The 25,343-nt window shown below is 72.2% G+C and carries 13 protein-coding genes; 11 read left to right on the top strand and 2 right to left on the bottom strand.

Annotated features, from left to right (window positions below):
* The first annotated feature begins 31 nt into the window (after positions 1-31).
* From FOF48_RS07285 to FOF48_RS07270, 4 genes are all read left to right on the top strand, one after another.
* Complete coding sequence (locus tag FOF48_RS07285) at positions 32-1,294, top strand: serine/threonine-protein kinase (protein ID WP_255441984.1); 1,263 nt, start codon at positions 32-34, stop codon at positions 1,292-1,294.
* Between the two features lie 46 nt (positions 1,295-1,340).
* Positions 1,341-2,417 (top strand): PEGA domain-containing protein, encoded by a 1,077-nt coding sequence (locus FOF48_RS07280; protein WP_143899439.1) that lies wholly within the window; start codon positions 1,341-1,343, stop codon positions 2,415-2,417.
* A gap of 181 nt (positions 2,418-2,598) precedes the next feature.
* Positions 2,599-4,647 (top strand): TonB-dependent siderophore receptor, encoded by a 2,049-nt coding sequence (locus tag FOF48_RS07275; RefSeq protein WP_255441983.1) that lies wholly within the window; start codon positions 2,599-2,601, stop codon positions 4,645-4,647.
* Positions 4,648-4,718: 71 nt separating this feature from the next.
* On the top strand, positions 4,719-7,667 hold the full coding sequence (locus tag FOF48_RS07270; RefSeq protein WP_143899437.1) for a DEAD/DEAH box helicase: 2,949 nt from the start codon (positions 4,719-4,721) through the stop codon (positions 7,665-7,667).
* A 9-nt stretch (positions 7,668-7,676) separates the two neighbouring features.
* On the opposite strand, the gene FOF48_RS07265 is transcribed toward FOF48_RS07270, so the two are convergent.
* Both FOF48_RS07265 and FOF48_RS07260 read right to left on the bottom strand, forming a co-directional pair.
* Entirely contained in the window at positions 7,677-8,780 is a 1,104-nt protein-coding gene (locus tag FOF48_RS07265; protein ID WP_143899436.1) for a winged helix DNA-binding domain-containing protein, read from the bottom strand.
* Between the two features lie 138 nt (positions 8,781-8,918).
* A complete protein-coding gene (locus tag FOF48_RS07260; protein WP_143899435.1) occupies positions 8,919-11,537 on the bottom strand; it encodes a M12 family metallopeptidase in 2,619 nt (872 codons plus the stop codon).
* A 111-nt stretch (positions 11,538-11,648) separates the two neighbouring features.
* On the opposite strand from FOF48_RS07260, the gene FOF48_RS07255 reads away from it, so the two are divergent.
* The 7 genes from FOF48_RS07255 (at position 11,649) to FOF48_RS07220 (ending at position 25,335) form a co-directional block, all read left to right on the top strand.
* Positions 11,649-12,428 carry a CPBP family intramembrane glutamic endopeptidase gene (locus FOF48_RS07255; protein WP_186001818.1) on the top strand — a complete coding sequence of 260 codons (780 nt, stop codon included), beginning with the start codon at positions 11,649-11,651 and terminating at the stop codon, positions 12,426-12,428.
* A gap of 95 nt (positions 12,429-12,523) precedes the next feature.
* A complete protein-coding gene (locus FOF48_RS07250) occupies positions 12,524-14,191 on the top strand; it encodes a DUF262 domain-containing protein (protein WP_143899433.1) in 1,668 nt (555 codons plus the stop codon).
* 1 nt (position 14,192) lies between these two features.
* Complete coding sequence (locus FOF48_RS36915) at positions 14,193-16,190, top strand: HipA domain-containing protein (RefSeq protein WP_235685441.1); 1,998 nt, start codon at positions 14,193-14,195, stop codon at positions 16,188-16,190.
* A 66-nt stretch (positions 16,191-16,256) separates the two neighbouring features.
* Positions 16,257-18,113 (top strand): OPT family oligopeptide transporter, encoded by a 1,857-nt coding sequence (locus tag FOF48_RS07235; protein WP_143899432.1) that lies wholly within the window; start codon positions 16,257-16,259, stop codon positions 18,111-18,113.
* A gap of 15 nt (positions 18,114-18,128) precedes the next feature.
* The gene (locus tag FOF48_RS07230; RefSeq protein WP_143899431.1) at positions 18,129-22,172 is read left to right on the top strand and encodes a serine/threonine-protein kinase; all 4,044 of its coding nucleotides are present in this window, start codon (positions 18,129-18,131) and stop codon (positions 22,170-22,172) included.
* Positions 22,173-22,335: 163 nt separating this feature from the next.
* Positions 22,336-23,919: a hypothetical protein gene (locus FOF48_RS07225; RefSeq protein WP_143899430.1), complete on the top strand. Its 1,584-nt coding sequence runs from the start codon at positions 22,336-22,338 to the stop codon at positions 23,917-23,919.
* A 3-nt stretch (positions 23,920-23,922) separates the two neighbouring features.
* Positions 23,923-25,335 carry a serine/threonine-protein kinase gene (locus FOF48_RS07220; protein WP_143899429.1) on the top strand — a complete coding sequence of 471 codons (1,413 nt, stop codon included), beginning with the start codon at positions 23,923-23,925 and terminating at the stop codon, positions 25,333-25,335.
* Positions 25,336-25,343: the final 8 nt, after the last annotated feature.

Below are 25,343 nucleotides of genomic sequence, written 5' to 3'. Positions count from 1 at the left end.
CTGGGAGTACAATTTGGACAGGGTTGATACCGTGACGCCAACACCGGCGGTGCCTGGGGCGGACCTCCGCTTCGGGAAGTACCGGATGGTCCAGCGGCTCGCGTCGGGCGGGATGGCGCACATCTTCCTTGCGACCATCGACGGCCCGGACGGCTTCTCCAAGGCGTGCGTCATCAAGCGCATCCTCCCGGAGTACGCGAACCTGGAGCCGTTCAGCCGGATGTTCGCGGACGAGGCGAAGGTGGCGGCGCTGCTGACGCACCCGAACATCGTGCAGGTGTTCGACTTCGGGAAGATCGACGGTCAGTACTACCTGGCGATGGAGTGGATCCAGGGCCAGTCGTTGGACCGCATCATGCGGCACGCGGCGGCGGCCAACATCCCGCTGGGGCCCCGGGTGACGGTGGACGTGGGCATCGCGATGTCGGACGCGCTGACGTACGCGCACGCGAAGACGCTGTCAGACGGGACGCCGCTGAAGCTGGTGCACCGGGACATCACGCCGGGCAACGTGCTGGTGTCGCGCGACGGCATCGTGAAGCTGGCGGACTTCGGCATCGTGAAGAGCTCCGTGAACCTGGAGCGCACGGTGGCCGGGGTGGTGAAGGGCAAGTACGCGTACATGTCCCCGGAGCAGATCACCAACCGGGAGCTGGACCACCGCTCGGACCTGTATTCGCTGGGCATCGTCCTCTACGAGGCGTCCACGGGGCGGCGGCTGTTCAAGCGCGACTCGATGGAGGCCACCATCCTGGCCGCGTCGCAGGGGGACGTGCCGCCGCCGTCGCAGGTGTCCCCGGGCTTCCCGCCCGCGCTGGAGCGCATCCTGCTCAAGCTGCTCGCGAAGGAGCCGGAGCAGCGCTACCAGTCGGCGCGCGAGGTGCACGACGACCTGGAGCGCTACCGCACCGGGCAGCACTGGACGTCCGGGGGCCGGGAGCTGGCGTCGCTGATGGCCACGCTCTTCCCTCCGGATGCGTCCGGCCGGGTGTCCACGGCGGTGTCCGTGCCGGGGTCGATGCCGGGCTCCTCTGGCCAGGGCTCCACGCGCACGCCCACGGGCATCTCCAGCCCGTCGCCGTTCGAGCCGTTGGAGCACGCGGTGGATCTCCAGGAGTCCAGCGCGCTGGTGCCCACCGGCGTGTTGCCGCGGAGCACGGGGTCGGGGTCCGCCACGGGAATCATCCCGCCGCCGGAGCAGGGCGCCGCGCCCGGGGCGTTCCCCTGGCCGCTGGCCGCCGCGGCGGGCGTCGCGCTGGTGGGCAGCGCGGTGTTCTGGCTGTTCCTGGCATGAGGGGCGGCGGGCGCATGGTGTCGTCGTGGGAAGTGGGACAACACACGTGAAGAATCAGAAGACCTGGGTCGCTGTCATCCTGCTGGGAACCGTGGCCGCGAACGCCGGGGCCTACCTGGTGGTGCGCTCGCGCAAGGCGGCGCAGGCCGTGGCCCCGCCCGTCGCCACGCGGCCCTCCACGCCTCCGTCCGAGGTGGCCGCCCCGCCCCCGGTGGCGCCGGCGCTGGAGGACGCGAGCGCGGGGCTGTCGCGGGCGCGGCGCGCGTCGGGGTTGGCCGCGCTGGAGGACCGCGACTACGCCAAGGCGGTGACGGACTTCACGGAGGCGCTCAGCCTGCGCAAGGACAACGGCGGCGACCTGGTGGAGCTGCTGCGCATCGCCACCGACCTGCGCTCCCGCGAGCAGTCGCGGACCGCCCAGACGTCCACCCCTCGTGACCCGGCGCCCTCGCGTGTCACGCCCCGCACGCGCGCCGCCAGGATCGCCGCCCAGCGCGCGCAGGCCCGGGAGCAGCAGACGGCCCCGCAGCAGGAGGAGGCGCGGGGGGGACTGTTGCTGGTGACATCCACGCCGCCGGGGCTGGTGGTGATGGTGGATGGCAAGGCGGTGGACATGACGCCCGCGCGGCTGCCGGTGTCCGCCGGGTCGCACCGCGTGGTGCTCGCGCAGGGCGACCGCCACCTCTACGAGGAGACGGTGGTGGTGGACGAGGACGTGGTGCGCTCGCTCAACCGCGACCTCAGCGCGGAGCTGACGCCGCCCACGCCACGGCCCGCCGCGGTGCCCGTGGCCGCGGTCGCGCCGCCGCCCGCCTCGAGCGCGGTGCCCGTGGGAGGCCTGTCCGCGGGCGCCCGCTCCCAGGACGTCACGCCGCCGCCAGAGCCGTCCGTGGCGAAGGCCGCCGTGGCGCAGGTGGCGCAGCGGGGCGACCTGGAGGTCACGTCGCCGGGGCTCTACGGCGAGGTGTGGATCAACAACCGCCCCTATGGCTTCCCGCCCGTCTCCGCGCAGGCCCTGCCCGCCGGGCCCGCGCGCGTGGAGGTCCGCGTCAACGGCGAGGTGAAGCGCCGCATGACGGTGGAGGTCGAGCCCGGCCGCAGCACCCGCGTGCGCGTGAAGTGAAACACGGCTCACACCCGCATTCGACGCGGTGCATGTAAATCCAGAACTTTCGGATGGTGTTGGATCCGGTACACTCGGCTCCGCGTGGAGGACGTCTCCGCTGGAGGCAGGTCCCGCGTTTCCCGCCGTCGAGAGGTTGTTTCGTATGGGTTTCACCAGGCACGGGTGGTCGGGCCGTCGTGTGTGTGTATTGCTGGCGCTCTTGAGCGCGGGCACGGGCTTCGCGCAGTCGGACCCCGACGCCACGCTGGATCCAGGGCCGCCGGAGACGCCCTCCGCCCAGGAGGCCCTCGAGACGCGGCGCGATGAACAGCAGGAGAGCCTGGGCGACGAGCCGGAGGTGCACAGCCAGGTGGCGTCGTTCGCCATCACCAAGCTGCATGACTCGCCGGCGGTGGTGACGGCCATCACCGCGGAGGAGATCCGCGCGTCGGGTGCGCGCGACCTGATGGACGTGCTGCTCCAGGTGCCGGGCTTCTTCTTCGGCGTGGACGTGTCCGGCACGGTGGGGCCGGGCTTCCGGGGCCTGTGGGGCCAGGAAGGCAAGGTGCTGCTCCTCATCGACGGCAAGGAGATCAACGAGCAGCTCTACTCCACCCTCCAGCTGGGCCATGAGTTCCCGGTGGAGCTGATCGAGCGCATCGAGGTGGTGCGCGGGCCGGGCTCCGTCATCTATGGCGGCAACGCGGAGCTGGCCGTCATCAACGTCATCACCCGCGGCATCCAGGGCAGCACGGACGTGCTGGCGGTGGGCACCTACGGGCAGCTGGCGCACGGCAACGGCCGCCGGAGCCTGACGCTGTCGGGGCGCAAGGTGTTCGAGAGCGTGCCGGGCCTGAGCGCCTTCGCCTCCGCGTCGCTGGGGCAGGGCCAGCGCAGCGACGCCATCTTCACGGACTTCGCTGGCCATTCCGCGAGCATGAACGGCGCGTCGGCGCTGGACCCCACGGTGGTGCAGGCGGGCGTGGGCTTCCGCGACCTGCAGTTGAGCGTGCTCTACCTGCGCCAGGACACCACGTCGGTCGTGTCCGTGGACGAGGTGCTGCCCGCTCCCGCGAACACCGACTTCGAGTCCTTCCACGCGGAGCTGAGCGACCGCTTCCGGCCCACGGACCGGATCGAGATCATCCCCCGGCTGAACCTCACGCTGGGCGAGTCCTACCGGGACTCGGACGAGTCGTCGGAGTTCTTCTACGACAAGCGCTACCGCCGCCTGCGGGGCCGGGCCCTGGCGCGCTGGGCGGCGCTGGACTTCCTCCAGCTGACGGGCGGCGTGGACCTGGCGTTCGACCAGGGGCAGCTGCGCGGACCGGCGGGCATTGGCCAGCAGGAGGCCTTCAACGGGGACGAGGACGTCGTCTCCTACCGCAACGTCGCGGCCTTCGTGGAGGCGTACTCGGACAACCCCATCGCCACGGTGGTGGCGGGCGCGCGCTTCGAGGACCACAGCTTCTTCGGCAGCTCCTTCGTGCCGCGCCTGGTGCTGCTCAAGTCCTTCGGGCCGGTGAGCGGCAAGGCGCTCTACAGCCGCGCCTTCCGCGCGCCCGGCATCGAGAACATCTCCCTGGGCCAGGACGTCCGGCCGGAGCGCACCACCGTGTACGAGCTGGAGGCCACGGTGCGCCTGGGCGAGGGCCAGGCGGTGAGCGCCAACGCCTTCGACGTGGGCGTGACGGACCCCATCATCTATTCGTATGACGCGGAGACGGCGTCGGAGGCGTACCGCAACCTGGGCCGCCTGGGCAGCCGGGGCGTCGAGCTGGACTACCGCCTGCGCGGGCCGTGGGGCCGCGTCCAGGCGGGCTATTCCTTCTACCGGCCGGGCGGGCGCAACGACGTGGAGGACTACCTGGTGCCCGGGCACCCCAAGGCCTTCACGGGCCTGCCCACGCACAAGGTGACGCTGACGGGCACCGCGAAGGTGCTGCCGTGGCTGTCCGTCAGCCCCACCGCCGTGCTGGTGGGCCAGCGCTTCGCCGTCGGCGCGCCGGACGAGGAGGGCGTGTCCGACGTCCAGACGCTGTCACCCCGGCTGCTGCTCAACCTGTTCGTGCGCGCGGAGAACGTGGGCACGAAGGGGCTGGAGATTGGCGCCGGCGTCTACAACCTGCTGGGCAGCGACTTCCGGGTGGCCCAGCCCTACAACGGCGGCCACGCGCCCCTGCCGGTCTTCAGCCGGGAGTTCCTGGTGCGGCTCACCTACCTCTTCGAGCCGTCCTACGACGACTAGGCCCGCCGTGACACGGCGTGCATCTGGCGTTGCGCACGGGCGTGGCGGGGCGTAGGGAAGTCGCCCCTGCCATGTCCGAGAACGCCCAGCTCCTCGAAGCCGTCCGAAAAGAAGCCAAGCCAGGACTCTGGTCCAAGGGCGTCAGCCTCGCGCGCGCGGGCGCCGTGGCGCTCCAGTCGCGCACGGCCTCGGAGATCGAGCTGCGCGTGAAGGTGGCGGGCCGGCCGGTGGCCCTCACCGTCGTCCTCTACCCGGGCGACGAGGCGTGGGAGTGCGACTGTCCCAGCCCCGTGGACCCGTGCGAGCACGTGGTCGCGGCGGCCATCTCCCTGGAGCAGGCGGAGAAGCAGGACGCGCCGCTGGAGGCGGTGGCGGAGCGCTGGTCGCGCGTGGTGTACCGCTTCACGCGCGTGGAGGGCGGACTCCAGCTGCACCGCGTCCTGGCGCACGCGGACGGCACGGAGGAGCCGCTGGAGGACAGCCTGGCGGGCCGCATCGCGAAGCCCACGGGCGGCGCCACGCTGCAGGTGGAGCAGGTGGACCTGGTGATGGACCGCCTGCTGGAGCGGCGCACCCGGGGGCCGCTCTTGGCGGAGAAGCTGGACGCGCTGCTGCGGGCGCTGGAGCCCGCGCGCAACGTGCTGCTGGACGGCCGGCCGGTGACGGTGTCCAGCGAGGTGCTCTCCCCGCGCGCGAAGGTGGAGGACAAGGGCCAGCAGTGGGTCATCACCATCACCCGCGATCCGCGCATCACGGAGGTGGTGAGTCCCGGCGTCGCGCTGACGGCGGAGTCGCTGGTGCGCCTGGGCGAGACGGCGATGACGGGGGCGTGGCTCCAGCACCTGCCGCTGGTGCGCACCTATTCGCCGGAGCAGCTGGGCGAGCTGTCCGCGAAGGTGCTGCCGGAGCTGGCGCGGCGCATGCCGGTGGAGATGAGGAGCCGCCGGCTGCCCGCGTTGGATCGCGAGCTGAAGCCGCGCATCCTCCTGGAGCTGAACCAGCTCACCCAGGGCCTGTCGGTGCTGCCCACGCTGGTGTACGGCGCGCCGCCCTCGGTGCGCATCGACAACGGGCGCATGGTGTACCTGCGCGGCGCGGTCCCGCTGCGCGACGAGCCGGCGGAGCAGAAGCTCCTCCACCAGCTGCGTGACGAGCTGAACCTGGTGCCCGGCCGCCGGCTGACGGTGCAGGGCCCGGAGATGATGCGCTTCGCGGACAAGCTGCGGAAGTTCCGGGGCGACCTGGGCGGCGACGCGGCGGGCATCGTCAGCCCGGACATGCGCCTCAAGCCGTCGCTGCGCGTGGAGGGCGGTGCGTCCGGCGCGGGCGTGCCGGAGGTGCGCTTCACGCTGGAGTTCGACGTGGAGGGCGGCAAGGGCGGCGCGCGCACGGTGGACGCGGCGGCGGTGGTGCGGGCGTGGACGGAGGGGTTGGGGCTGGTGCCGCTGGACGGTGGCGGCTGGGCGCCGCTGCCGCGCGCGTGGCTGGACAAGAACGGACAGCGCGTCGCGGACCTCCTGGCCGCGCGTCAGGCGGATGGCCGCGTGGCGAACCACGCGCTGCCGGAGCTGACCGCGCTGTGCGAGTCGTTGGAACAGCCGCCGCCCCCGGGCCTGGACCGGCTGGCCCCGCTGGTGGAGGGCTTCGAGAAGCTGCCGCCGCCGGTGCTGCCGACGGAGCTCAACGCCACGCTGCGCGCGTACCAGCAGCAGGGCGTGAGCTGGCTGTCGTTCCTCAAGGGCGCGGGGCTGGGCGGCATCCTCGCGGACGACATGGGCTTGGGAAAGACGCTCCAGACGCTCTGCGTGCTGGGGCCCAGGTCGCTGGTGGTGTGCCCCACGAGCGTGCTGCCCAACTGGCTGGCGGAGCTCCAGCGCTTCCGGCCGTCCTTGAAGGTCTGCGTGTACCACGGGCCCGGCCGCAAGCTGGACCCGTCGGCGGACATCACGCTCACCACGTACGCGCTCTTGCGGCTGGACGCGCCGGTGCTGGGCGCGCCCACGTGGGAGGCGGTGGTGCTGGACGAGGCCCAGGCCATCAAGAACCCGGAGAGCCAGGTGTCGCGCGCGGCGTTCGGGCTCAAGGCGAACCTGCGGCTCGCGCTCAGCGGCACGCCGCTGGAGAACCGCCTGGATGAGCTCTGGAGCCTGATGCACTTCACCAACCCGGGCCTGCTGGGCGGCCGGCGCCAGTTCGAGGAGAAGACGGCGCAGCCCATCGCGGACGGCAAGCCGGGCGCGGCGGAGGGGCTGCGCCGCCGCATCCGGCCGTTCATCCTGCGCAGGCTCAAGCGGGACGTGGCGCCGGAGCTGCCGCCGCGCACCGACTCCGTGATGCACGTGCAGCTGGATGAGCGCGAGCGCTCCGTCTACGACGCGGTGATGGCCGCCACGCGCGCGGAGGTCGTCGCGCTGCTCAACGAGGGCGGCAGCGTGCTCAAGGCGCTGGAGGCGCTGCTGCGGCTGCGGCAGGCGGCCTGCCACTCCGCGCTGGTGCCCGGGCAGCACGCGAAGACGTCCTCCAAGGTGCAGACGCTGGTGGACGCGCTGGAGACGGCGGTGTCGGAGGGCCACAAGGCGCTGGTGTTCTCGCAGTGGACGTCGCTGCTGGACCTCATCGAGCCGGGCCTCAAGGACGCGGGCATCGCGTTCGACCGGCTGGACGGCGCGACGGCGAACCGGGGCGAGGTGACCTCGCGCTTCCAGGGCGAGGACGGCGCGCCGGTGCTGCTCATGTCGCTGAAGGCGGGCGGCACGGGTCTGAACCTCACGGCGGCGGACCACGTGTTCCTGATGGACCCCTGGTGGAACCCGGCGGTGGAGGCGCAGGCGGCGGACCGCGCGCACCGCATCGGGCAGGAGCGGCCGGTGATGGTCTACCGGCTGGTGTCGCAGGGGACGGTGGAGGAGAAGATTCTGGGCCTCCAGGAGAAGAAGCGCGCCCTGTTCGAGGCCGCGCTCAGCGAGGCCTCGGGCGCCGCGGCCATCACCCGCGAGGACCTGCTCCAGCTCTTCGCGTGAGGCGCGGCTTCACTTCGCGAACGTCACCGCCACGCTGCTGGCGTCCGGGTCGCTGAAGCGCAGGAGGTCCTCTCCCTCCTGCGCGAGCGCGTCGCGGACGGGCTTCTTCAGCGGCGCGAAGGCCTTGCACACGAGGGTGGCGGTGCCCTTCTTGCGCTCAGGGGTCCAGGTGCCGGCGGTGCGCCCGTCCACCAGGAACACGTTGAGCACGCGCAGGTTCTGGGTGGACAGCTTCGCGCGGTGCTCCTCCGGGACGACGCGGGTGCGGTCCGCGTGGGAGAGGATGAGGTTGTCGAAGTCCGGCAGGAAGCGCACGGGCGCGGGGGTTTCCTCGGGAGGGCGCGGGGCCCTGGGCAGATCAAAGAGGACACGCTTCTTCTCGTCGCGGAACTCCACCAGCTTGCCGCGCACCTTCTCGAAGGCGTCCTTCAGCGGCTTGAGGCCGGACCAGGCCTGCATGTCCGCCACGGTGGCGGGGCCGAAGGCGGCCAGGTAGCGCACCACCAGCGGCGAGGCGTCGTCGTCGGTGGAGAGCTTTCCGCCCAGCCAGGACTCCGCCAGCGTGAAGCAGGCGTTGCCCGGCCAGCCCCATTCGAGCCCCTCCTCGGGGACCTGGATGAGGGGGAGCAGCATGCGCGTGGCGAAGCCCATGGCGCGCTCGTCGCCGTCCACGTGGTGTTTCATCAGGTGGGCCCGCACGTCCTCGAAGGTGTGGGCCTTCCCGTCGAGGAAGGGCTTCGCGGTGGCGAGCAGCGCGGGCAGGTCCAGCGCCGCGGCGCGCTCCTTGAGCACGGAGCGCATGGCGGCGGTGAGCAGGGGGCGGAAGAGGTCGCGGTAGCGCAGGTAGTCCTTCGCGCTCATCAGGTGCAGCGTGCCGCGCATCATCGTCCCGCGAACGAGGGTGCGCTGGAGCGCGGGCTTCGTGAGCTGGTCGCGCTGGAAGCCCTGGAGGCGGGACCAGAGGGCCAGGTACGGCGGGCGCGCCAGCTGCGCCTGGAGTCCCACCAGGTGCTCCACGGCGCGCGGCACCGTCATCTTCTCGCGCGTGAGCAGCAGCTGCCGCGCGAGCGTGGCGCGGTTGAGGGCCTGGGGGGACAGCACTTCGGTGGGCATGCGCCCGAGCATACCGGGGGACCGTGATGGCCTGGGGGCTCCAGGAGCCTGTGCGGCGCCTGCGAGACAGCCGCGAACAACGGACGGCACGGAGCGGAGGAGGGGGCCGCCCCGTGCCGCCGTCACGGAGTCAGAACCTCAGTCCAGCTCCGCTTTCTGGAAGAGCTTCTCCGTGGGCGCGACGCCATCGGAGAAATCGATGATGGCCGTGTAGTAGCTGGGGTCGGTGTAGTAGCCGTAGAGCAACTGGTCATGGCCCAGGCCCCGGAAGTCACCGGCGAACATCCGCTTGGCCGAGAAGGAATACCCGCTCTGCTCTTCGCGATAGCGCACCTCGGCGGGCGGTACGCCGTCGAGGAAGTCCGCGACGAGCATGGCCGGCCCCGTGGTACCGGCATTGACCAGGAGCAACTGGTCGTAGCCCAGGCCTCGGAAGTCCCCCACCACCTGGCTGTCATCCGCGTCCATCAGACCGTCCAGCAAGGGGAAGGCGCCAGAGGCCTCCACGTAACGCACCTGCGCCGGCGCCACGCCCGTGTGGAAGTCGATGAGCTTCACCCGCGCGCCCGTGCCGGAGCGGTTGAGGCAGAGCACCTGGTCGTAGCCCAGGTTCTGGAAGTCGCCCACGTAGAGCTTGTCGTCTGGCTCGGAGCAGTCCTCGAAGGAGTTGGTTGTCCCCCACGCCTCGTGGTAGCCGACCTCCACGGGGGCGACGCCGTCGCTGAAGTCGGTGATCATCACCCGGCCCCCGGCGCCGGAGCGGTTGAAGAACAGCACCTGGTCATGGCCCCGCTGCAGGAAGTCGCCCGCGAGCTGGAGGTCCTCCGGATCGTGCCAGCCGTTGAGCACGGCGCTCTGGCCATAGGCCTCGTGGTAGCGCACCTCCGTGGGGACGACGCCATCGCGGAAGTCGGTGATCATCACCCGGCCGCCGACTCCGGAGTTGTTGATGAGGAGCAACTGGTCGTAGCCCAGATGCCGGAAGTCCCCCTGGAGCTGGATGTCACCGGGGTTGTGCCAGCCGTCCAGCAGGGCCGAGACCCCCCACTGCTCCTCGTAGTGGTAGTTGGGGAACGCGGTGGCGTTGACGTAGCCGGAGATCTCGACGCGCCGGCCGTAGCCGGCGCCCCAGATGGAGAGGAGCTGGGCCGCGCTGCCCGTGCCCGCGAAGACGCCCGCCCTGTAGACGGGGGGCATGGCGATTCGGAAGGTCTTGGGCGCGTTCATGAGCAGCGGGCTGTTTCTGCCCTGTTGATCCAACGCGTAGATGCTCAGCGTGTGGTCCGTTCCGTCCACATAGGCGTCCGGGATGCGGAAGGAGAAGCCGTTGGACCCAGAGGCCATCGGATAGGCGTCCTTCACGTCGGACCGGTAGAGGTTCGCCACCACGTTGGTCGCGGTCGCCGGGTTGCCATCGATGGAGTAGTAGACCGTGATGGAGGTGCTGGGCGAGTCCAGGTCCAGCGCCCAGCCCGTCACCGTGCCATCGGCGGCGATGGTGTCGAGCTTCCCGAAGGCGCCCGGCAGGTTGAACGTGCGCGGCGAGCCGGCGATGAGCGGATTGTTGATGCCCTGCACGTCGATGCCGTAGACGTACATCGTGTGGTTCTGCCCGTCGCGGAAGTACGCGGGCACGGGGAACGAGAACCCGTGGTCGCCTTTGATGTTGTCGAACGCGGCGTTGACGTCCTCGCGGAGGACGTTCGTGGGGGCGGCGGCGCCGAACGCACCCGAACCGGTGGGCCCGTCGATGTAGTAGTGCACGTCCACGGACACCTCCGGTGACGCGGTGTCCAGCGCCCAGCCTCCCACCTGGCCGGTGGAGGAGATCTCCTCGAAGTTGCCCCTCATCTCTCCTGGGTAGATCGCGGCGGCGGAGGCGATGTCGCCCGGGCTCAGGCCCTCGCGTTGCCCGATGGATTCCCCTTCCTTCGTCCGAATGGTCGTCATGGGTTTGCCCGTGACGGGATCGGGCTTGCCGAACGCGGTGGCTCCGTAGTGCATGATCGAGTCGAAGTCGTAGGGCCCGAAGTTGTCGCCGTCGCTGATGTGCTGCTCGAAGTTGTGCGACTCGCCGGACACGATGTTGTTCCAGAGAATCTCCACGTAGTCGTCGCGGAACTCGCGGCTCTGCTCGTGCCAGAAGCCGATGGCATGGCCCAGTTCGTGGATGACGGAGCCCTTGTTGCAATCGGCACCGAGCACGATGAACTGCCGGCCACCTTGACGCCCGACGGGGGATGAGCAGCCCTCTCCCTTCACGAAGTAGACATGGTCCACGGAGGACGGCGTGGTCGCGGAGAGCGGCTCGAAGCGCAGGCCCGTTTTTACCTGCCAGTGCCGGATGGCATCGTTGATGATGTAGTTGTCATACAGCGAGCCGTAGACGTGGACATACGGGACGACGCCGTTCGGCCAGCGCTTGCTGCTGCCGGTGACGCGGATGCCCTGGGCGGAGACGCGGTTCTCCGCTTGGGCCTTCACCTTTGGTGAATCGCGCTCCACGTCCTCGACGGAGCCCAGGATGATGTCGCCCTCGAAGAGGGCCAGTCCGTTGACGGCCTTGTACTTCACTTCGCGGGGTTCAGCGTTCGGCCCCAGGTGGACCCATGCCGAGCGCACGCCGGAGCTGGCGGTGGCCGAGGCGGGGGCGGGGAGGGTGGGTGGGGCCGCGTCTTCAGGACGGCAGGCGGTGCCAAGGCAGGCCGCGGCCGTGAGTACCCGGATCCACCGGGTGTGATGGCTGCTACTTCTCATGTGTGGGCTCCCCTCGTCGGGACAGAAGGTGACTCCGGGTGCAATACGCAAGCACCCGCGAAAGCTGGCAGTGCCGGGGCGGAAGCTCCCGCGATAAGAGGCGGCATCTCCATGGCCGCTTCCACCTCCGAGTCCGCTCCTTCCCGTGTTCCCCTCCGCTGCGCGCTCGCGTTCGCGGCGCTGTACGCCGCCTACGAGGCGCCAGAGGGAGTCGGAGGGCGGCTGTTGGGGAACGCGGTGGTGGCCGCGGTGATGATGACGCTCTTCCACGCGGTAGCCTTTGGCGTGGGACGGTGGCTGGGCTACCGCCGCAATGGCTTCCATGCGTACGCGCTGGAGTGGCATGGCTCCGCGCTGGCGCGGGCGCTGGCGGTGATGCTGGTGCTCAAGCCGCTCTCCGTGCTGGTGGGCGTCAGGCTGGGCCTGTTGCAGGTGCTGCCGTTGGAGAAGCCCGTGGTGGGAACGGCGCTGCTGGTGGCGGTGCTGGGCGTGGCGGTGTCCACGTTCGTCCCGTCGGTGGCGGAGGACATCGTCGCGCGGGGCTTCTGGTTCCGCGCGTGGCCGGTGGCGGGGCAGCGCGCGGGCTACGTGCTGCTGTCCGCCGGCGTGTTCGTGCTCACCCACGTGTACCGGCTGGGGAACGGCCCGCTGGAGTGGCTGATGCTCTTCTGCACCGGACTGGCCTACGCGGCGGCGGTGGCCCGCACGGGCTCGCTCTGGGGCGCCGTGGGGCTGCACTGGGGTTGGAACCTGGCGAACAGCCTCATGGACCTGCGGCTGGATGTCACGGCGGTGGGGCAGGGTGGCCGCATGCTGTCCACCGCGACGGGACTCGTGGCGCTGGCCCTCGTCGTGCTGTTGCCCGCGAAGCGGCGGGCCGTGGCGCCCTGACGCTTCGCGAAGTAACCCGTGGCGCACGCTGGAGCTCCCGAGGTCCTTCGCCGTTGACGGAATCCGCGCTACAGACCCGGGACAGGAGGCACGCGATGCCCGCTCCCCTGACGCGGCGCCCGGAGACGAAGTCGTTCAGCATCGAGGACCTGCTCGACCGCGTGCGGCGGGGCGAGGTGCGCATCCCCGACTTCCAGCGGCCCCTGCGCTGGACCGCGGACGACGTGCGCGACCTGCTGGACAGCGTGTACCGGGGCTATCCCATCGGGACCCTGCTGTTCTGGCGACGGGAAGCGCCCGCCGCCAGCGTCAGCTTCGGACCCGTGCGCATCGACGCGCCTTCCTCCAGCCAGGGCCTGTGGGCCGTGGATGGACAGCAGCGGGTGACGGCGCTCGCGGGCGTGCTGCTTCACCCGGCCTACGGCGATGAGACGGGGCGCGACGACTTCCAGCTCTACTTCGACCTGGAGACAGAAGAGCTGCATCCGGCCCCAGCCGAGGGCGTGCCGCCGCCGCACTGGCTGCCGATGAACGAGGTCCAGGACAGCGAATCGCTGCTCCACTGGCTCAGTCGCTATCCCGGACGGGAAGCGCACCCGGAGCACCTGCGCGCCGCCATCCGCCTGGGCAAGGCCATCCGCGAGTACCAGGTCCCGGCCTACGTCGTGGACACCGCGGACGAGAAGGTCCTGCGCATCATCTTCAAGCGCCTGAACACCGCGGGCCGGCCGCTGACGGATGAAGAGGTGTTCAACGCGCTGTACGTGGGCTCGCGGTCGCTCAGCCTGGAGTCGGTGACGCAGGGCCTGCGCGAGCTGGGCTTTGGAAGCATCCCGGAGCCCCTGCTGCTGCGGGCCGTGCTGGCCGTGCGCGGCCTGGACTTCACGCGCGGCTACCAGAAGCAACTCCATCAGGACGACGAACTCGCGGAGACCGTCCAGCGCACGGACCGGGCCCTGCGCGATGCCATCGTCTTCCTCAAGCGCGACGCGCTCATCCCGCACCTCCGGCTGCTGCCCGCGCCGGAGAACTCGCTGGTGTTGCTGACGCGCTTCTTCCAACTGCACCCGGAGCCATCTCCCCGGTCCCGGGAGCTGCTGTCCCGCTGGTTCTGGCGCCACCTCGTCTTCGGCGGATGGGTGCTGGAGCCCGAGGAAGCGCTGGAGATCTTCGCGGCGATCCGCTCCGACGAGGAGCGGTCCATCCAGTCGCTGCTGGCCCAGGTCTCGCATCCGCCCGTCCGGTGGTGGGACGCCCCGGGGCTCCCCTTCATCCCCAACCCCGGCAGGACGCAGCCTCCTCCCTTGATGCGCATCGCGCTGGTGTCGCTCCAACCACGGCACCTGCTGACGGGCGCGCTGCTGGACACCGGCGAGCTGCTCGACGCGGAGGACTTCCAGTCCATCGCGCCCAAGGCCGGCCCCGCCGTGCCGCCGCCCGCCGCGGGCCCGATCCTCCCCATCGCGTGGTCCTTCGTCACCGCACCGGCCTTCGCCTACCTCCTGCACCCCGCGCTCGCGCGGACGTCACCGGCGGCCGTGCTGCGCGCCGAGCCCCCTCCCAGCGAGGAGATCCTTCGCAGCCATGGACTGAGCCTGCCCGTGCTGGAGGCGATGCGACGGGGCCTGGAGGTGGACTTCTTCCGGGAGCGGGTCCGGGTGCTGATGCCCGTGCTGTACCAGTTGATTGAATCCCGCACGCGCTGGGACGACTCGGACCGGCCCTCGCTCCAGTCGATGATCATCGACGACGATGAGGACTGACATGGACTCCACGCCCCCTGTGTCCACCACCGGCATCCTCGACGTCCTGATGGGCGACGTGCACGTCGGCACGCTCACGCTGCTCGCGGACGAGCGCATCGAGTTCAACCTCTCCGAGGACTACCGCCAGCGCTACCCGCGCCCCGTGCTGGGCCAGTTCTTCGAGGACGACCTGTCGCGCCGGCACACCAGCCGCATGCGGCTGCCCCCGTTCTTCTCCAACCTCCTGCCCGAAGGCCCGCTGCGCGACCTCATCTCCGAGCGCGAGCACATCGCCCGGCAGCGCGAGTTCTTCTTCATCGCCCACCTGGGCGCGGACCTCTCCGGCGCCGTGGTCGTCCGCCCCGCGGGCGAGCTCTCCGGCCACGACGCGCCCCTCGCGGACGGCCCCGCGGAGGCCACGGCCGACGGAGAGCCGCTGCGCTTCTCGCTCGCGGGCGTGCAGCTCAAGTTCTCCATGCTGCGCCGCGACCGGGGCATGACCCTGCCCATGGGCGGCATGGGCGGCGACTGGATCGTCAAGCTCCCGGACAACCGCTACGACCGCGTGCCGGAGAACGAGCTGTCCGTGATGACGTGGGCGCGCGCCACCGGCATCGACGTGCCGGAGCTTCAGCTGCTCAAGGTGTCCGACCTGCACGGCCTGCCGGAGGGCATCACCCTGCGCGAGGACCTGGCGTACGCCATCCGCCGCTTCGACCGACCGTCCCCCGGCCGCCGCGTGCACATGGAGGACCTGGCGCAGGTGCTGGGGCTGTACTCGGATGAGAAGTACAAGAAGTACAACTACGAGACCATCGCCAACGTGCTCCTGAAGGTCGCGGGGCTGGACGCGCTCCAGGAGTTCCTTCGGCGGCTGGTGTTCATCATCGCGTGCGGCAACGGCGACGCCCATCACAAGAACTGGTCGCTCTTCTACCCGGACGGCACCCACCCCACGCTGTCGCCCGCGTACGACTTCGTCTCCACCATCCAGTACATGCCGCAGGACCAGCTCGCGCTGAACCTGGCGAAGTCCAAGCGCTTCGAGGATGTCTCGCTCCAGAGCTTCGAGCGGCTGGCGCGCAAGCTGGGGCTGCCCGACGAGGACGTGCTCCCCGTGGTGAAGGGCGCCGTCGAGGTCGCGCTCGATGCCTGGACCACGCTGCGCTCGGGCCTGCCCATGCCAGAGCTGTTCAAGCAGCGCATCGAGGAGCACTGGAAGCGCGTGCCCCTCCTCCAGGGCAACGTGAAGCGCAGCGCGGGCGAGCTGCGCCTGGCGGCCAACGCCTTCTTCACGCTCTACAACGAGCTGCCCCGCCTGGGCCCCGGCAGCGACGACTGCACCCGCGAGGCCCTGCGCCGGTTGGAGCCGCTGCCGACTTCGCCGCGCGTGCTGGACCTGGGCTCGGGCACCGGGCGGCAGTCGCTGGTGCTGGCGCGGATCCCGGGCGCCCATGTCACCGCCGTGGACCTGCACCGGCCCTACCTGGACCGGCTGGAGCGCGAGGCGCGCGAACAGGGGCTCGCGGAGGTCATCACGACGCGGCAGGAGGACATGGGCTCGCTGACGCTCCCGCCCGGGGCCGTGGACCTCCTCTGGTCCGAGGGCGCCATCTACCTGCTGGGCTTCGGGCCGGGCCTGCGCCGCTGGCGGCCGTTGCTCGCGCCCGGAGGCCAGGTGGCCGTCACCGAGTGCACGTGGCTCACCGACGCCCGTCCGCCAGAGGCCGCGCGCTTCTGGTCCACCGCGTACCCGTCCATGGCCTCCATCGCGGAGAACCGCGCCACCGCGGAGGCGGAGGGGTTCACCGTGCTGGACACCTTCACGCTGCCCGCGTCCGCGTGGTGGGACGGCTACTACACGCCGCTGCTCCAGCGCATCGAACGGCTGAGGCCCACGGCGGACGCCGCCCTGCGTGAAGTCATCGCGGCGGCGGAGCAGGAGGTGAACCTGTACCGCCGCCACGGGGACAGCTACGGCTACGTCTTCTATCTGCTGCGAGCGCGAGGAGCGTGACGCGCGGTGTGGCCGGGCGCGGCCGGTGGCGCGGAGGGGGATGAACGGGCGAGGATGGGCGTGCCCATGCCGACCCCCGCCCCCCGCGCCGTCCCCGCCGGGGACCCGCCCTCCGACGCCTTGCCGCCGTCGCAGGGGGGCCCCGGTGCGACCCAGGAGGACGTGGACACCCACTGGCTCACGCGGGTGTACCAGGGCGACCGCATGCCCCAGCTCACCCTGCGCGCGGTGGCGTTGGGCGCGGGGCTGGGCGTGCTCACCTGTGCCACCAACCTCTACGCGGGCCTGAAGACAGGCGTGGCGTTTGGCGTGGCCGTCACCGCCGCGCTGCTCGCGTCCGCGACGCATGGGGCCCTGCGGCGGGTCAGCCCTCGGGTGGCGGGGGCGCCGCTGTCCTTGCTGGAGCTGGGGTGCGCGCAGACAGTGGCCTCGTCCGCGGGGTACGCGACGGGCGGCGCGCTCGTGTCCGTGCAGGGCGCGTGGCTGCTGACGACGGGGCACCACCTGCCCGTCGGCACGCTGCTGGCGTGGACGTTCCTGGTGTCCGCGCTGGGCGTCTTCTTCGCCGTGCCGCTCAAGCGCCAGCTGGTGGACCGCGAGCAGCTCCCGTTCGCCTCCGGCACGGCCGCCGCGGCGACGGCTCGCGCGCTGCATGCGGAGGAGGGGGCGGCGGTGCCTCGGCTGCGCATGCTGGGCGTGGGTGGGGCGGTGGCGGGGGCGCTGACGCTCGTTCGCGATGGCTTCGGGCGGCTGCCGTATGCGTTCGCGTTTCCGGGGGCGCTGGGCGGGGTGCCACTGGAGCGGCTGGGGTTCGCGCTGGAGACGGGGCTGATGCCGGTGGGTGGCGGGGCGCTGCTGGGGGTGCGCATCACCGCGTCGATGCTGCTGGGGGCGCTCGTCGTCCATGGCGTCGTCGCGCCCCGGCTGATGGCGGCGGGGGTGGTGTCGGTGGAGGGGGACTTCCTCGCGTGGGCGCTGTGGCCGGGCGCGGCGGCGCTCACCACCGCGTCGCTGTTGCAGTTCGTGCTCCAGGCCCGGGTGTTCGGCCGGGCGTTGCGGGGGCTGCGCACGCGGGATTCGCGGCGGGCGCCCCATCCCATCCTGGCGTTGCAGGTCCCCGCGCGGTGGTGGGGCGCGGGCATGTTGGTGCTGACGCCCGCGACGGTGGCGCTGGCGCGCATCGGCTTCGACGTGCCGGTGCCGCACGCCCTGCTCGCGGTGGCGCTGTCATTCGTGCTGTGCCTCATCTCCTGCCGCGTCACCGGCGAGACGGACGTGAGTCCCGTGGGGGCGTTGGGGCAGGTGACGCAGCTCACGTATGGCGTGCTCATGCCTGGGGACGTGCGCGCGAACCTGGCCACGGCGGGGCTCACCGTCAACGCGGCGGCGTCCTCGGCGGACATGCTCACCGACCTGAAGGCGGGGCACCTGCTGGGCGCGGATCCGCGGCGCGTGTTCCTGGCGCAGCTGCTGGGGTGCGTCGTGGGCTCGCTGGTGGTGGTGCCGCTGTTCTATCTGCTGGTGCCGGATGCCTCCGCGCTGGGGTCGGAGCGCTTTCCGGCCCCGGCGGCGACGGTGACGGCGAGCGTGGCGCGGGTGCTCGCGACGGGGTGGAGCGCGGTGTCACCGGACCTGCGGATCGCCATGGCGTGGGCCGCGCTGGGGGCGGCCGTCCTCACGCTGGGCGAGCAGGCGCTGCCGGAGCGCTTCCGCCGCTGGGCGCCGTCCGCGGTGGGCGTGGGGCTGGCCTGCCTGCTGCCGCCCTCCACCTGCCTGGGGTTCTTCCTGGGGGGGCTGGGGTGGGAGCTTGCCCGCCAGTGGAAACCCGCATGGGAGGCGCCAGGTGTGACGCTCGCGGCAGGGCTCATCGCGGGCGAGGGGGTGGTGGGCGTGGGCATCGTGCTGGCGCGGGCGCTCTGGTAGCCTTTCGGGACCCACATGCGCTGTCCGGTCTGCCAACGCCGCCTCGCTCCCGGCGCGGCGTGTCCCGTGAACGGCGTCCCCGCCGAACCCGGTCCCCCCGTGGAGCCGTTGGTGCTCCCGGACGTCCCCGGCGTGTCCGGCGCCGCCCTGTTGGGGGTCGGCGGCTTCGCGCACGTCTTCGCCGCCGTGCGCGAGGTGGATGGGCGGGAGGTGGCCGTCAAGGTGGGCATGTCGCGGCATCACGCCCGCATCGCCCGTGAGGCGGAGGCGCTCCGGCGCGTGGGGCCTCCCACGGTGCCCGCGGTGTTCGAGGCGGGGCAGGTCGGCGGCAGGCCCTACCTGGTGCAGGAGCTGCTGCGAGGGCAGACGCTCGCGGCGTGGATGGCGGCGTTGCCGGGGACGGGGGCCGCGTCCGTGGCGCGCGTGCGTGAGCTGCTGTCGGGGCTGTGTCCGGCGGTGGCGCGCGTGCATGCGGTGGGGCTCGCGCACCGGGACCTCAAGCCGGAGAACCTCTTCCTGCGCGAAGGCGGCGCGCTGAGCCTCCTGGACTTCGGGCTCGCGCGCAGGCTGGAGGACGGGCCGGAGGAGGGATTGGAGGCGGTGGGGAACCGGGCGGGGACGACGGTCTACATGGCGCCGGAGCAGTGCCTGGATGCGCGCGAGGCGGGCACGGCCGCGGACATCTACGCGCTGGGGGTCCTGCTCTTCGAGCTGCTCACGGGCTCGCCGCCCTTCCATGGCAGTCCGGACGAGGTCCGCGAGGGGCATGTGAGCCGGCGTCCGCCGCGCGTGTCGGAGCGGGCGCCGGTGCCCATGGCGCTCGACGCGGTGGTGGCGCGGTGTCTGGCCAAGGCTCCGGCGGAGCGGTACGCGAGCGCTCCGGAAGTGCTCGCGGCGTTCGAGGCCGCGTGCGAGGCGGAGCCCTCGCTGCCGGACGTCATCGGGGGCGCGGATCCCCGGGCCACGCAATCGCCGGTGACGTTCTCGGGGGCGCGCCCGGTGGCGGTGCTGGGGTTGCGCACGGCGGCGGCGGTGGAGGGCTTGGGGGCCACGCTGGAGCCCTTCGGAGGCGTGCTGGCGCGGGTCGTGGCGGGGGGCTACCTGCTCGTCTTCTGCGAGTCGTTGTCGGCGGAGGCGAACGTGCGCTCGGGCGCGCTCGCGGCGCGGCGGTTGGTGGAGTCCGGCGAGGCGGCGGCCGTCCTCCACGTCGCGGCGCTGTACGTTCATCCGGGCACCACGTTGCCGCGCACCGCGGGCACCGCGCTGGAGCGACCGGAGACGTGGTGGCTCCAGCCCACCGTCCCGGGCCAGGTGCGTGTGACGCCCGAGGCCGCCGCGAGGCTGGAGCCCGGATGGGTCGAGCCCGTGCCGCACCTGGGGCCCGCGAGGAGCGACTCCGCCGCGACGGCAGCACTGGATGGACGCGAGCCGAACTCGCCGCGGGAGTTTGGTGGAGCACGGCCCGCCGCGACCCATGCGGCTGATGAAGCCGAGCTGAACTCGCCGCAGGAACTCGGTGGAGCATGGCCCGCCGCGACCCATGTGGCTGATGAAGCCGAGCCGAACTCGCCACAGGAACTCGGTGGAGCATGGCCCACCGCGACTCCCTCGGCCGCTGGTGACGTGCCCACCGCGGGGCTCCATGGCGTGGACCTCCGCCTGCGCCTCCAGGATGACGAAGGCGCGCGAATCGAAGGGGAGCCCCCGCCGTTCGTGGGCCGCGACGAGGTGTTGGACGCCCTCATGGCGGACGCGACCCAGTGCCTCTCCGCGTCGGTGCCGGGGCTGGGCGTGCTCACCGGGGAGGTCGGGCACGGCAAGTCGCGATTGCTCAAGGCGCTCGCCACCCGACTGGAGGCCGAGGGCCACGCTCGCATCGTGCGGCTTCGCGCGCCCCCGCCGGATGCGTCCCTCTCCAACGCGCTCCTGGATGCGCTGCGAGCCGTCGTGGGACGTCCGTCCGCGGACCCTCGCACCCTGGCCGAAGCGCTCCTGGCCCAGGCCCGCGAAGCGCCGCGCGTGTTGCTGCTGGACGACGCGCACCTCGCCGACGCGGTGAGCCTGGATGTGCTGGAGCGCGCCACGCTCGCGGGACCCCGTGCCCCGCTGTGGGTCTGCCTCGCCGGCCGCCCCGCGCTGCTCGGACTGCGCCCGCACCTGGGCGAGCGCAGCGCCCATTCGTTCCATCACCCGCTGCCCCCCCTTCCGCCGGAGGCGAGCCGCGCGGTGCTCGTCCACCTGCTGCGCCCCGCGGAGCACATCCCCGAGCCCGTGCTCGCGCGCCTGGAGCACCTGGCGCAGGGCGTCCCCCTCTCCCTGGTGGAGCTGGCGCGCGCGCTCCGGGCAGCGGGAGCCCTGCGCTCGGCTCCGGGAGGCGGGTGGTACGTCGCGCCCGACGCGCTGCTGGACGTGTCGGTGACGCCGCTCTTTGAACGGCTGGCCCCTCGCGTGCTGGCGGGCCTCCCGGAGGTGCACCGCGTGCTGGCGCGCTTGTGCGCCGTGCTCGGCATGGAGATGGACGTGTCGCGCGTGGACGCGGCCCTGCGCCACCTGAGCGTCGTCCCCGAGCTGTCACGCGCCGCGACGCTGGACGCCGGAGCCGGCCTTCAGCGCTTGAGCCGCGCGGGCCTGCTGCGCCCCGCGGGGCCGGGCCGCTTCGCCTTCCGCCATCCCCTGCTGCGCGAGGCCCTGGAGGCCCTGCTTCCTTCCGCGCCCCGCCGCGCCCTGCATGCGGCCGCGCTGAAGGCCAGCGTCGGCAACGACGTGGCCGAGCGCCGCCGCCGCGCCCACCACGCGGCGGCGTGTGGCGCCCACCTGGAGGCCGCCCGGGACTACCTCTCGCTGGCGGAGGAGGCCCGCGAGGGGCACCTGTCCGTGGAAGCGGAGCAGCACTACACCCGCGCGCTCGCGCTCCTCCCGGAGACCGACGACGCGCGCCGGGCCCAGGCGCTCGCGGGGCGCGGACGCGTGCGCCACCGCCTCCAGCGCTTCCGCGAAAGCCTCGCGGACCTGGCCGCGGCGCGCACCCTGGCCCGGACCCGGAACGACGCGGCGCTGGAGGTGGACCTGCTGCTGGAGGAGGCCACTGCCCGCGACTGGATGGAGGACTCGGACGGCTCCGCAGCGTGCACGCGCGAAGCCCTGGACGCCATCGAGCTGCTGGACGCGCCGCGCCTGTCGCTCCGGTGTGGGCTCGCCCGGGGCCGGCTGCACGTGCGCCAGGGCGAGTGGGCCGCCGCGGCCCGCGTGCTCACCTCCACCGCCGAGGGCGCCGAGCGCGCGAGAGACCATGAGACGCTGGTGGTGTCGCTGGCGCTGCTGGGCGCCGCGCTCACCTTCCTGGACCGCGCCTCGGAGGCCGCCGCGCGCTTCGACGAGGGGCTGGAGCGCTGCGAGGCCGCGGGCGACGGACTGCACAAGGCCGCGCTGCTGTGCAACCGCGTCCTGCTGTGGCTCCGCCAGGGCGACGTGCCGCGGATGGAGGAGGACCTGCGCCGTGCCCTCGCGCTGGGCCGCGAGCTGGCGCACGCGCAGATGGAGCGCTGGTCCACCTTCAACCTGGCGGAGGTCCTCTACATGCAAGGCCGCCTGGATGAAGCCCTCCCGCTGGCCCGGCGCGCGCACGAGCTGGGGGTGCGCTTCTTCCGCGAGCACCCCGTGCCCATGGACGCGCTGCTCCTCGCGCGCATCCACGCGGCGGCGGGAGACGAGGCAGCCGCCGCCCGCCAGCTCGCCTGGATCTCCGAGCGCTGTCCGCCAGAGTCCCTGCCGCCCACCGCCATCATGCGGCGCCTCGTGGAGCTCCAGGTCCATCAGCAGGCCACCGGGGCCTTCCGCGCGCCGGACTGGGACGCGCTCCACACGGAGGCGGACGCCTTGGCCTCTCCGGACGAGAAGGCGGAGATCCTCCTGCAGGCCGCGAGCGTCGCGCGGCGCACGGACGCGCTGGAGCAGGCTCGCGCCTGGCTCGAACGGGCCGCTCCCGCCGTCGCGGAGGCCCCGCTGTGGGCCGCGCGCTACCAGGCACTGCGTGACACGCTTGTCATGGAAGCGCTGTAGCGCGAAACGCTACACGGGGCCGTTCGCAGTAACCTTTCGCGCTACCCTCGGGCTCAGCGAACCGTCCTCCGTAACCTTTCGCGCTACAGCGAGACAACGAGGGCATGGCTGGGGTTTCCTTCCCATCCGACTTCCGAAGACCTGTCCAAGGAGTGTTCGCGCGATGGCCTCCCCAATCCTTCGAATCCCCTGGTGTTTCCTGCTGCTGGCATTGACTGGCTGCGAGCCCGCGCTCACGGAAGGCGCGGGCGCTGGCGGCAGCGACCCGGTGCTCGGCACGAGCGAGGCGGAGATCCGCATCTCCAACTCGCTCACCACCCAGGAGCTGGTGACCAACGCCATCGCCGCGAACCACACCGCCAACGAGCTCCTGGCGACGAACTCGCTGGAGTCGCTCTTCGACCCCGCCGTGATGAGCCCCAGCGAAGAGACCGCTTTCATCGCCAACCAGCTGCGCGATCCCTACGCGCAGCGCTTCATGGAGTACCTGGTGGGCTGCGCGCTGGGCCCGGAGCAGACCCTGCACTGGCTCAACCCCTCGAAGAGCGTGGACACGCAGCTCAGCGTGTGGAAGGGCTCCGCGGGCTTGTGCCCGCGGTGGCTCGACCAGCCGCCCGCGGGGGGCCCCGGGTGCCTCAATCGCGTGACCGCTTGCCTCCTGGCGCGCAACAACGGCCTGGGCTACCGCGTGGAGCTGTCGATGCGCGGGGAGATCTACGATCCGGAGCTCGGCATCGAGGAGCCGTTCACGCTGGACACCTGGACGACCCCGCTCGACCACGTCCCGACTTCGCGCACGTCGCTGCCCAGCGCGGAGCCCTGCGACACCGCGACGGTGGGCGCGGGGCGCGACTGTGGCTGGACGATGCATTCGGTGGGGTGGTGCCCCGCGGGCCAGACGATCTCCGTGGGCGCGGGCGGGCCCGCCAGCTGTCCGGCCGGCACCCCGATGGGCTCCAGCGTGGGCGCGCGGATGGTGATGCGCGTGTGCCGGGGCATCGCGGGATGTGACAGCACGGACGGGCGGCTGATCGCGTCGAGCCAGGGCTGCTCGGCGAACTCCAGCTGGCCTTTTCCGTCCGCGGCGACGGACCCGTCCGTGCGCTTCAGCTGCCCGGCGCAGGGCGGGTACTTCTCGGTGATGACGGCGCCCTGGAACAGCACGATGGTGGGCCAGGCGAACGTGGCCGTCACGAGCGGGGTGCCGGCGCCGCTGCCCGAGCGCTCGGTGTACCGGATCCGCGAGGGGGCCTTCTACGGCAACCTCTTCGGGCGGGGGGCGCTGCGCAAGGACGTCAACGTGACGGTGACGCAGGTGACCAAGGCGGGGCGCTACGTCATCAATCGGCCGAAGAGCCCGCAAGCGGAGCCCCTCTTCAACAACCTCTACTCCTGCTACGACCCGGGCTGGGTGCACGGCATGGCGTACGCGACCTACCGCGTGTGCGCGCTGCCGGGCACGCACGAGGACTGCGCGGCCACGGTGACGGGGCCGTGCTGGACCGTGGACCCGATGGAGTCGCACCAGTGCGAGTCACAGGACGGTCCGCTGATGGAGGGCGACGGCGACTTCGAGGAGTGCCGGGACCCCGCCAACGACGCCTGGATGGAGCCCGTCACCGTCTACCTCAACGGCGCGTGCGACCTGGTGGATGACCAGCACCTGGACCTGTGCAAGCGCTGGATGGGGGTCGAGGCGCCCTCGCTGGCCGGGGCGACCATGCAGGCGGGGACGCAGCGGCACTAGCCCATGGCGGAGAACGGCGAGGAGTCCCTCTACGGCGAGGAGCTGCGGCCCGGCGCGCTGGTGGGCGAGTGGGTCGTGGACCGCGTCCAGGTCCAGGGGCCCGTGTCCGCGCTCTACCGCGCGCGGCATGCCCGGTCCGGCATGCTCGCGGCGCTGAAGGTGATGCACTCGCAGGTGGCCGCGTCGGTGGTGGCGCTGCGGCGCTTCCGGCGGGAGGCGGCCACGCTCCAGCGGCTGCGCCACCCGCACATCGTCACGGTGCTGGGATACGGCGAGCTGGCGGATGGCCGTCCCTTCATCGCGATGGAGTGGTTGGAGGGACAGGACCTGGCGGCCGAGCTGGCTTCGCGGGGGCCGCTGTCCCCGCGCGAGGTGCTGGCCGTGATGGAGCAGGTGGGCGCCGCGCTGCGGGTGGCGCACGCGTCGGGCGTGGTGCACCGCGACCTGAAGGCGCAGAACGTGGTGCGGCTGGCCCCGGGGCGCGGCGGGCCCGCGGTGAAGCTGGTGGACTTCGGGGTGGCCAAAGGGCTGGTGCCGGGCGCCCCGGGCAGCACGTCGCTCACGCACACCGGCGTGGTGCTGGGGACGCCCCTGTCCATGGCGCCGGAGCAGATCCGCGGGCTGGTGCCCGACGCGCGCACGGACCTGTACGCGATGGGCGTGCTGCTGTTCCAGCTGCTCACCGGCGTGCCGCCCTTCCAGGGCACCACGCGCCACGACGTGGAGCAGCAGCACCTGCACGCGCCGCCGCCGCGCCCGGGCGAGCACGCGCCGGTGTCCGCCGCGCTGGACGCGGTGGTGCTGCGCTGCCTGCGCAAGGAGCGCGAGGAGCGCTACCCGGACGTGGACGCGCTCCTGGAGCACCTGCGGAGCGCGGTGTTGGGCGGCGTGGCGCCCCTGGAGGTGCCGCGCGCGGTGGGGCTTTACGTGGAGGCGCGCCTCGGGGGCGAACCCGGCCCCGAACAGATGGAGGCGTTGGACGCGGGCCTGGAGCGCGCGAGCGCCCTGGCGCTGGAGGCCGGGATGGAGGTGCGGGTGACGGGCGGCGCGTGCGTCTTCGCCGTGGCCAGCCTCCCGGACGACGTGCGGCTCGAGCGCGAGCTGCGGGCGCGCGTGCTGGACGTGGGGTTGGCGCTGACGGCCGGGGACACCTCCGCCGTGCGCCTGCGCGTGACGGTGCACGTGGACCGGCTGATGTCGCGCGAGGACTCCCACGGGTGGACGGACGCCGTGGCCTCCGCGTGGGACGAGGCGGGTGGGGAGGGGGGCCTGCAACACCTGCCCGGCTGGGTGCGGGAGGACGGGGACGCCGCGCTCGTCGTCACCGGCCCGGCGCTGCGGGACCTGGAGGCGGACTTCGTCGCCAGCCCCCTTTCGGGGGCGTCCGAACGCTGGCGGCTGTCTGCGCGGCGCTGAAGGCGCGT

The sequence above is a fragment of the Corallococcus sp. Z5C101001 genome (assembly GCF_007352635.1).
Taxonomy (GTDB): domain Bacteria; phylum Myxococcota; class Myxococcia; order Myxococcales; family Myxococcaceae; genus Corallococcus; species Corallococcus silvisoli.
The sequence above is the reverse complement of the archived record's forward strand: the minus strand, read 5'-3'. Positions and strand labels throughout refer to the sequence as shown.